This is a genomic window from Micromonospora sp. NPDC003776 (assembly GCF_053605645.1).
In genome coordinates, this window is record NZ_JBSGJR010000653.1 from 1 (window position 1) to 3523 (window position 3523).

The 3523-nt window shown below is 74.8% G+C and carries 3 protein-coding genes and 1 pseudogene; 2 read left to right on the forward strand and 2 right to left on the reverse strand.

What is annotated here, in order from left to right; all coding sequences use genetic code 11:
- The first annotated feature begins 309 nt into the window (after window positions 1-309).
- Together ACWEVO_RS32690 and ACWEVO_RS32695 are read left to right on the forward strand one after the other, a co-directional pair.
- A complete protein-coding gene (locus ACWEVO_RS32690; protein WP_452311302.1) occupies window positions 310-1392 on the forward strand; it encodes a questin oxidase family protein in 1083 nt (360 codons plus the stop codon).
- A 134-nt stretch (window positions 1393-1526) separates the two neighbouring features.
- Entirely contained in the window at window positions 1527-2588 is a 1062-nt protein-coding gene (locus tag ACWEVO_RS32695; RefSeq protein WP_452311303.1) for an NAD-dependent epimerase/dehydratase family protein, read from the forward strand.
- Window positions 2589-2619: 31 nt separating this feature from the next.
- On the opposite strand, the gene ACWEVO_RS32700 is transcribed toward ACWEVO_RS32695, so the two are convergent.
- Window positions 2620-3132, reverse strand: coding sequence for a hypothetical protein (locus tag ACWEVO_RS32700; protein ID WP_452311304.1), 513 nt, complete (start codon window positions 3130-3132; stop codon window positions 2620-2622).
- Between the two features lie 118 nt (window positions 3133-3250).
- Window positions 3251-3523: pseudogene (locus tag ACWEVO_RS32705) on the reverse strand (hypothetical protein); the annotation flags it as partial.

A 3523-nucleotide genomic window follows, 5' to 3' on the forward strand; every position in this document is an offset into this window, starting at 1 on the left:
GGCGGCCCGCTCGCTCGGCCAACCGGTCGATCCACGGACGGTGCAGGTGCGGCCCGTGCCGGCCGGCGGCGAGGGCGCGCAGGCTGGCGACGGTCTCGGTCAGGGGCGCGACGGCGAAACGCACGCGGGTCAGGTCCATTGCCGTGAAGTGCAGATGAATCACGCGGCCAGCCTCCGATTAGGCCCCAGCCTAATCGTCGCCGTGTCACCGGAGCCGTCCGATGCTGGACACCACCAGCCGGACGACGGAGAGGACATCGAAGATGCGCACCCTGATCAACACCGCCGCAGCCCGCTGAGGTGGCCACCATGACGCACGAATCGATGATCGAGGCGCTGCCCGCGGCCTACGAACGGCTGCACGCGTACGGGCCGGAGTTCGCCGGCGACGAAGAGGGCAACCACGGGTTGACCAACCACGGCCCCATGGCCGTAGAGGTCATGGTCCGGCGGGGGCTCGACATCGACGTCGAGGGCTGGCTCGATCGCTACGTACGCCGCCTGGCGGAGCTGCCCGGCACGAGCCTGGCCATCCGGCCCGGCGAGTGGGCGGCGGCGCTGGGTCAGGCGCGACGGCTGCCCGACTGGGCCGCGTACTTCCGGCACGAGCTGACCGGGCGCCCGTGGCAGGAGGTGCTCGCCGAATGGTGGCCGCGACTGCTGCCGGGCATCGTGGCCGGCTCGACCCACGGCGTGATCCGGGTCAGCCACGCGGTTCGTACGCTGCGCGGCACCGCTGGCGTCCCCGCCCGCCAGGCCCTCGACGAGCTGGCGCACGGGCTGGCGTTCTGGGCGGCGCGCTACCGCGAGCTGGCCGGGGTGGTCCCGCCAGCGGGTACCCGCACGCCGGGCGAGGCCCTGTCAGCCGTCACCCGGCTCGCGGATCAGAGCGGCTTCATCGCCCACCGGCTCGACCGGCTGGAGCGCAGCCCGGGCTGGACCCCGAGCCTGCGCGCGCTGGCACCCGCCGCGTCCGCCGAGGAGGTCCCGGAGCGGCTGGAGTCGCTCGTCGACAGCGCCGCCAAGGCGTACCTCGGGTTCGGCCACGGCTCGCCGGTCCTCCTGGTGCACGCCGCTACCGCGCCCAACGCCGTGCGTCACGTGCTCCCGGTCCTGCCGGCCGAACAGTGGCTGCCGAGCCTTGCGGCGGCCTGGGCAGCCGTGGCGGCAGTCGTCGCGACGTACGCCCCAGCCCGGCCGGCTCCGCCCGCGGAGATCGTCCGGCGCGGTCCCCCGCCGACCCGGGAGGATGCGCTCCAGCGGGCCGCCGAGCACGGCGACGAGCACGTGCTGAAGTTCGCCGACACGGCCGTCGAGTCGTACGACCGCACCGGCGACCCCGAGGTGCTGGCCGCCACCCGGTACGTCGGCGAGCTGATCGACCGTCCGTGACCTCCGCGCATTTGGCACAATTGTCGATGTTCGAGGGCGGCGGTTCAGCCCTTCTCATCACCGGGCTCTTACGAACCGCTGACGTCCACCGAGAACCGCCCGGCCCGGCCCCCGCGGTGCCCTAGCGTGGGCGCATGCGGGTACTGGTCACCGGCGCCGCCGGATTCATCGGATCGCAGATCGCCGACCTGCTGGTCGCCGAGGGACACGAGGCGGTCTGCCTGGACGCCCTGCTGCCGCAGGCGCACGGCGGCACCCTGCCCGAGTGGTCCCGGCGGCACGAGCCGGTGGTCGGCGACGTCCGCGACGCCGGACTGCTGAACCGCCTGCTGTCCGGCGTGGACGCGGTCTGCCACCAGGCGGCGATGGTGGGGCACGGGCTGGACCCGTCCGACGCCCCCGACTACGCCGGCCACAACGACCACGGCACGGCGGTGCTGCTCGCCGCGATGCACCGGGCCGGGGTGTCCCGGCTGGTGCTCGCCAGCTCGATGGTGGTCTACGGCGAGGGGCGCTACACCTGCGCCCGACACGGCGTGGTCCGGCCCGCGCCGCGCCGCGCCGCCGATCTCGCCGCCGGCCGGTACGACCCGACGTGCCCAGAGTGCGCCGGCACCCTGGCCCCCGCGCTGGTCCCCGAGGACGCCCCGCTGGAGCCGCGCAGCACGTACGCGGCCAGCAAGCTCGCCCAGGAGCACTACGCCGCGGCCTGGGCCCGGCAGACCGGGGGCGGGGTGTGGGCGCTGCGCTACCACAACGTCTACGGGCCGCGGATGCCCCGCGACACCCCGTACGCCGGGGTCGCCTCGCTGTTCCGGTCGGCGCTCGCCGACGGCCGCCCACCCAGGGTGTACGAGGACGGCCGGCAGCGGCGCGACTTCGTGCACGTCACCGACGTGGCCCGGGCCAACCTGCTGGCGCTCACCGCGCCCACCCCGGACGGCCTGGTCCCGGTCAACGTCTGCTCCGGCCAGCCGCACACCGTCGGTGATCTCGCAGTGGCGCTGGCCGAGGCGATGGGCGGCCCGGCGCCGGAGGTGGTGGGTGGGGCGCGGGCGGCCGACGTCCGGCACGTGGTGGCCGATCCGGCCCGGGCCCGGGAGCTGCTGGGCTACACCGCCCGGGTCGGCTTCGTCGACGGCGTGACCGCCTTCGCCACCGACCCGCTGCGTGAACCCGCCGCCCTGGTCGCCTGAGCGCGGCTGGCAGGCCCGGATCAGCCGGGGGTCAGATGCAGGTGGGCCGGAGGTCGCGGGGCGTGTAGGTGATCTGCACCTGGTAGGTCCCGGTGGCGGTGCTGAGCACCTGGAGGCCCCACGTGCAGTGGGTCCCGTCCGCCTTCGAGGCGTCGAAGACGTGGTTGTCCGGGCCGAATGCCTCGTTCCGAGTGGCCTGGTCGTATTCCTTCCAGCCGCCGGAGCGGGCCAGGTCCGCGTAGAACCGCGTCACCTCGTCGGAGGCTCCGGCCCCGGTAACCTCGCGCTCGACAATGCCGAGCTGGGGTGGGCTGCCGGCGCTGTCCCAACCGCAGCTGACGGTCTCGGCCACCGAACCGAGCGTGGCCCCGGGTGGCGTCCGCGTCAGCACCGGCTCCCGGCGCAGCGCGGCGACGGTCTTCGGGTCCGGGTGGCAGTCCCGGGCGGACAGGCCCCCCGAGATGGCGTCGCCCAGGTCGCCACAGCCCCCGACGCCCAGCCCCAGCAGCGCCACCACGAGGCCAACCCCGACCCGCTTCGCCATAAACGCCCCCACGTCTCGCCCGCGCTCGCGGCAACTTCCCCGAAACTGCGGTCTCCCGCCACGCCGAGGCAGCAACTTACCCGACGTTGCCGCCTGCGGTCGGCACGCGGCGACGCCTTCAGGAGACGGTGAAGAGCAGGTGGTTGACGGCGAGGGCGGTGAGGGCCTGCCCCGCCAGCCACCAGCGGCGGGCCGGCGCCGGCAGGTGCGCGGCGGCCACCAGCAGCCAGACCACGAACGGCAACCAGATCCGCTCCACCTCGGCCTTGCTCATCCCGGACAGGTCGGCGGTCAGCACCACCAGCGCGGCGCCCGCCGGCAGCAGCACGGTCGGGCCGAGTGCCACCACCCGCCCGGCCGGCCCCCGTCCCCGCGCGATCAGCCGCGCCAC